Raw genomic sequence first — 4,726 nt, 5'->3', positions numbered from 1 at the left:
CTTCCGGGCCGCCCGGGCGCCACGTGACGGCACACCCGGGACCCGTCGGCCGCCGCGTCCCCCGCGGCCGGCGGCGGACACGCCCCGTGGGCTTGCCGGAGCCCGTGTATGCGGCGTGCACACCGGCGGACGTGCCAGGATCGGTGTGCCATGACTGTCACTCACGAAACCCAGACGTCCGTAGCCGTCGACCCCGCCTCGCTCCACACCCCCGTCATCGCCTGGTTCGAACAGCACGCCCGTGACCTGCCCTGGCGTCGCCCCGAAGCAGGCGCATGGGGCGTGATGGTGAGCGAGTTCATGCTGCAGCAGACCCCGGTGACCCGGGTCCTGCCCGTGTACGAGCAGTGGCTGGCCCGCTGGCCGCGCCCCGCCGACCTGGCCAAGGAGGCCCCCGGTGAAGCCGTCCGTGCCTGGGGCCGGCTCGGCTACCCCAGGCGGGCCCTGCGCCTGCACGGCGCCGCGCAGGCGATAACGGAGCGGCACGGCGGTGAGGTCCCGACCGACCACGCGCAGCTGCTCGCGCTGCCGGGGATCGGCGAGTACACGGCGGCGGCCGTGGCCTCTTTCGCGTACGGGCAGCGGCACGCCGTCCTGGACACCAACGTCCGGCGGGTGTTCGCGCGCGCCGCGACGGGCATCCAGTACCCGCCGAACGCGACGACGGCGGCCGAGCGCAAGCTGGCCCGCATGCTCCTCCCGGAGGAGGAGCGGACCGCGGCCCGCTGGGCGGCGGCCTCGATGGAGCTGGGCGCGCTGGTGTGCACCGCCAAGAACGAGGACTGCGCGCGCTGCCCGATCGCGGAGCAGTGTGCCTGGCGGCTGGCCGGCAAGCCGGCGCACGTGGGTCCCGCACGACGCGGCCAGACGTACGTCGGCACGGACCGGCAGGTTCGCGGCAAGCTGCTCGCCGTGCTGCGCGAGGCCGTGACACCGGTGCCGCAGTCGGCCCTGGACGCCGTCTGGCACGAGCCGATGCAGCGGGGCCGTGCTCTGGACGGGCTGGTCGCCGACGGACTGGTCGAGCCGCTGGAGAACGGTCACTACCGTCTCCCGCTGACCTGAGCGGGCACGGGGCCGAAGCCTCTACCCCACTCACCCCCCACCTGAAACATCCGCTGTTACACAACCGATGGATGGCCGTGCGCCCTCCGACGGCTGCTCCGCACAGTGCCGTGACAACGCCTCCGTAGCTTCTTGTGACGCAGGAGAAACACCAGAGCGGCAAAGCACGCAGAGCTTGGTCACGGGGACGGAGGCGGTTGGAATGGCGCACGGCGAGGTGCTCGACTTCGAGGAGTACGTACGCACCAGGCAGGAGGCGCTGCTGCGCAGCGCCCGCCGCCTCGTCCCCGACCCGGTCGACGCACAGGACCTGCTCCAGACCGCGCTCGTACGCACCTACGGCCGGTGGGACGGAATCGCGGACAAGTCGCTCGCCGACGCGTACCTTCGCCGCGTGATGATCAATACGCGCACCGAGTGGTGGCGGGCCCGCAAGCTCGATGAGGTCCCCACCGAGCAGCTGCCCGACGCCAGCGTCGAGGACGGCAGCGAGCAGCGTGCGGACCGGGCTCTGCTGATGGACGTGCTCGGAGTGCTGGCGCCCAAGCAGCGCAGCGTCGTGGTGCTGCGGCACTGGGAGCAGATGAGCACCGAGGAGACCGCCGCCGCGCTCGGAATGTCGGCCGGTACGGTGAAGAGCACGCTGCACCGGGCGCTCGCCCGGCTCCGCCAGGAGCTCGAGGCACGGGAGCTGGACGCCCGCACCCTGGAGCGGTACGAGGCGCGGCGTGCCGATCGGCATGACGGACGGGAGCGGGAGCGGTGCGCGGCCTGAGAGGCAACGGCAGCAGCAGGACCATGGCGGCGAGCGGCACGGCGACGGCCGGGCTCGTCGCCGCGGCGCTGTTCGCCGCCGGCTGTTCCACCGGGGGCACGGGGGTGGAGGACGAGGGTGCGGCGCCCTCCCAGACCGCGAGCAGGGCGGCCCCGGTGCCGTCGGCCGGTGACGCGGGCCATTTCACGGAGTCGGTGGACGCGGTCAAGCTGCTGATGGCCGACCCGAAGGTCAGTGCCCGGGTCAAGGCGGATCTGCGGCCGTGCGCCAAGGACGCGTACCCCGTCGACACCTCGTACGCGGTACTCACCGGAAATGACACGCCCGACGTCATCGTCAACGTGCTGACCTGCGGTGACGCGGTCGGCATGGGCACGTATGTGTACCGGGAGACCGGAAAGACCTACGAGAACGTGTTCTCCGTCGAGGAGCCCGCGGTCTACGCGGCGGTCGACCGGGGCGATCTGGTGGTGACCAAGCAGGTGTACGCCAAGGACGACCCGGTGGCGGAGCCGTCCGGCGAGGAAGTGAGCACCTACCGCTGGTCGGCGGGCAGGTTCACCCGGGAGTTCTGGGTGCGCAACGAATTCAGCAGGGCGGTCGGCGAGGGCGAGGTGGTCGCCTCCGAGGCTCCCGCGCCGAGCGGCAACTGAGAGAACTGAGAGAGCGCCGGATGGCCGAGACCCATGTCCTGTTCGTCGAGGACGACGATGTCATCCGCGAGGCCACGCAGCTCGCCCTCGAGCGCGACGGCTTCGCGGTCACCGCTGTGCCCGACGGGCTGCTCGGCCTCGAGGCGTTCCGGGCGGACCGGCCCGACATCGCGCTGCTGGACGTGATGGTGCCCGGCCTCGACGGGGTGAGCCTGTGCCGGCGGATCCGCGACGAGTCGACGGTGCCCGTGATCATGCTTTCGGCGCGCGCCGATTCGATCGACGTGGTGCTCGGCCTGGAGGCCGGGGCGGACGACTACGTCACCAAGCCCTTCGACGGCGCCGTGCTCGTCGCCCGTATCCGTGCCGTGCTGCGCCGCTTCGGCCATGCCGGGGGCCAGGCGGGCGACGGCGGCCCCGCGGGAGGGCAGGAGCAGAGCGGCGCGCTGACCTTCGGCGACCTCGAGGTCGACACCGAGGGCATGGAGGTGCGCAGGGGCGGCACGCCGGTGTCGCTGACGCCGACCGAGATGCGGCTGCTGCTGGAGTTCTCGTCCGCCCCCGGCACCGTGCTCTCCCGCGACAAGCTGCTGGACCGGGTCTGGGACTACGGCTGGGGCGGCGACACCCGGGTCGTGGACGTCCATGTCCAGCGCCTGCGCACCAAGATCGGCCAGGACCGGATCGAGACGGTCCGCGGCTTCGGTTACAAGCTCAAGGCCTGAGGCACGCCGTATGAGTGCCGCAGCACCTTTCGCCGAGGAGAGTCCCACCGCATGAGGCGTCTCGTCCTGCGCACCGGCGTCCGCTGGAAGATCAGCATCGCGATCGCGGCGGTCGGCGCGCTGATCGCCATGGCGCTCAGCCTGGTCGTGCACAACGCCGCCCGGGTCTCCATGCTCGACAACGCCCGTGACGTCCAGATGGACCGGGTCCTGCTGGCGCAGCGCTGGTACGAGACGTCCAAGAACAAGGACCCGCGCTTCAACAGCAAGATCAACGATCCCGCGCTGCCGGACGAGCTCCAGCGGCTGATGCGGGAGAAGCGGCGCGGCTCGTACATCGACGAGGGCCACGACGGGACGCCCGAGATCTGGGCCGCCGTGCCCCTGGCCGGCGGTGACGTGCTCTCCCTGCACACGGCGTTCGCCGGGCGCAGCGCCGAGATCATGCAGGACCTGGACCGGGCGCTGATCATCGGTTCGGTCTCGGTCGTACTGGGCGGTTCCGCGCTGGGCGTCCTGATCGGCGGGCAGCTCTCACGCCGGCTGCGCAAGGCGGCCGCGGCGGCGGGCAATGTCGCCGAGGGCAACCACGAGGTCCGGGTGCGGGACGCCATCGGCGGCGTCGTGCGCGACGAGACCGACGATCTGGCGCGGGCCGTCGACGCGCTCACCGATGCCCTCAACGAACGGATCGAGGCGGAGCGCCGGGTCACCGCGGACATCGCCCACGAACTGCGCACACCGGTCACGGGGCTGCTCACGGCGGCCGAGCTGCTGCCGCCCGGGCGTCCGACCGAGCTCGTACGGGACCGGGCGCAGGCCATGCGGACGCTGGTGGAGGACGTGCTGGAGGTGGCCAGGCTCGACAGCGCCTCCGAGCGGGCCGAGCTCCAGGAGATCCAGCTGGGCGAGTTCGTCGGGCGCAGGGTCGCCGTGTTCCACCCTGAGGCGGAGGTCCGGGTGGTGCACAACTCCTGGGTGAGTACCGACCCCCGGCGTCTCGAGCGCATCCTCGGCAATCTGCTCACCAACGCGGCCAAGTACGGCAAGGGCCCGATCGAGGTCACCGTCGAGGGCCGGGTGGTGCGGGTACGGGACCACGGACCCGGATTCCCGGAGGCGGTGCTGCGGGAGGGACCGAGCCGGTTCCGCACGGGTGCCAGCGACCGTGCGGGTACGGGGCACGGTCTGGGCCTCACGATCGCGGCCGGTCAGGCGCGGGTGCTCGGGGCGAGGCTGACGTTCCGGAACGCCGCGCCGGAGGGGGCGACACCACTGGGGGCCTCCGGCGGGGCGATCGCGGTGCTCTGGCTGCCCGAGCACGCGCCGACGAACACCGGGAGCTTCCCGGTGCTGACACCGGCGGAGGACCGGGAGCCGGAGCGGCCGAAGAGGCTGAAGCGGCCCCGGCTGAAGCGCCGCGGCTGAGCCCCTGCCGTGTCCGGGCGCACAAAGGCCCCGCCCGGGCTTGGGTTCAAGGGGTCGTCGCAACACCGCCTGGTTTCAGG

The 4,726-nt window shown here is 72.2% G+C and carries 5 protein-coding genes; all 5 read left to right on the top strand.

What is annotated here, in order from left to right:
• Window positions 1-150 precede the first annotated feature (150 nt).
• The 5 genes from ACWGH4_RS31470 to cseC all read left to right on the top strand — a co-directional run bounded on the left by ACWGH4_RS31470 (window position 151) and on the right by cseC (window position 4,646).
• A complete protein-coding gene (locus ACWGH4_RS31470) occupies window positions 151-1,065 on the top strand; it encodes an A/G-specific adenine glycosylase (RefSeq protein ID WP_453466888.1) in 915 nt (304 codons plus the stop codon).
• A gap of 202 nt (window positions 1,066-1,267) precedes the next feature.
• Entirely contained in the window at window positions 1,268-1,840 is a 573-nt protein-coding gene (locus tag ACWGH4_RS31465; RefSeq protein ID WP_453466886.1) for a SigE family RNA polymerase sigma factor, read from the top strand.
• On the top strand, window positions 1,828-2,493 hold the full coding sequence (locus ACWGH4_RS31460; protein WP_453466884.1) for a hypothetical protein: 666 nt from the start codon (window positions 1,828-1,830) through the stop codon (window positions 2,491-2,493). Before ACWGH4_RS31465 ends, ACWGH4_RS31460 begins: the two co-directional genes overlap by 13 nt.
• A gap of 20 nt (window positions 2,494-2,513) precedes the next feature.
• Window positions 2,514-3,218: a two-component system response regulator CseB gene (gene cseB, locus ACWGH4_RS31455; protein WP_453466882.1), complete on the top strand. Its 705-nt coding sequence runs from the start codon at window positions 2,514-2,516 to the stop codon at window positions 3,216-3,218.
• 51 nt (window positions 3,219-3,269) lie between these two features.
• Complete coding sequence (gene cseC, locus ACWGH4_RS31450; protein WP_453466880.1) at window positions 3,270-4,646, top strand: two-component system sensor histidine kinase CseC; 1,377 nt, start codon at window positions 3,270-3,272, stop codon at window positions 4,644-4,646.
• Window positions 4,647-4,726: the final 80 nt, after the last annotated feature.

The organism is Streptomyces sp. NPDC054847 (assembly GCF_053610925.1).
This window is presented reverse-complemented; position numbering and strand designations above follow the sequence as displayed.

What these genes read in the sequence shown, in the direction of transcription:
- cseC (WP_453466880.1), top strand. Translation starts at nt 3,270, where the DNA reads ATGAGGCGTCTCGTCCTGCGCACCGGCGTCCGCTGGAAGATCAGCATC.
- cseB (WP_453466882.1), top strand. Translation starts at nt 2,514, where the DNA reads ATGGCCGAGACCCATGTCCTGTTCGTCGAGGACGACGATGTCATCCGC.
- ACWGH4_RS31465 (WP_453466886.1), top strand. Translation starts at nt 1,268, where the DNA reads ATGGCGCACGGCGAGGTGCTCGACTTCGAGGAGTACGTACGCACCAGG.
- ACWGH4_RS31470 (WP_453466888.1), top strand. Translation starts at nt 151, where the DNA reads ATGACTGTCACTCACGAAACCCAGACGTCCGTAGCCGTCGACCCCGCC.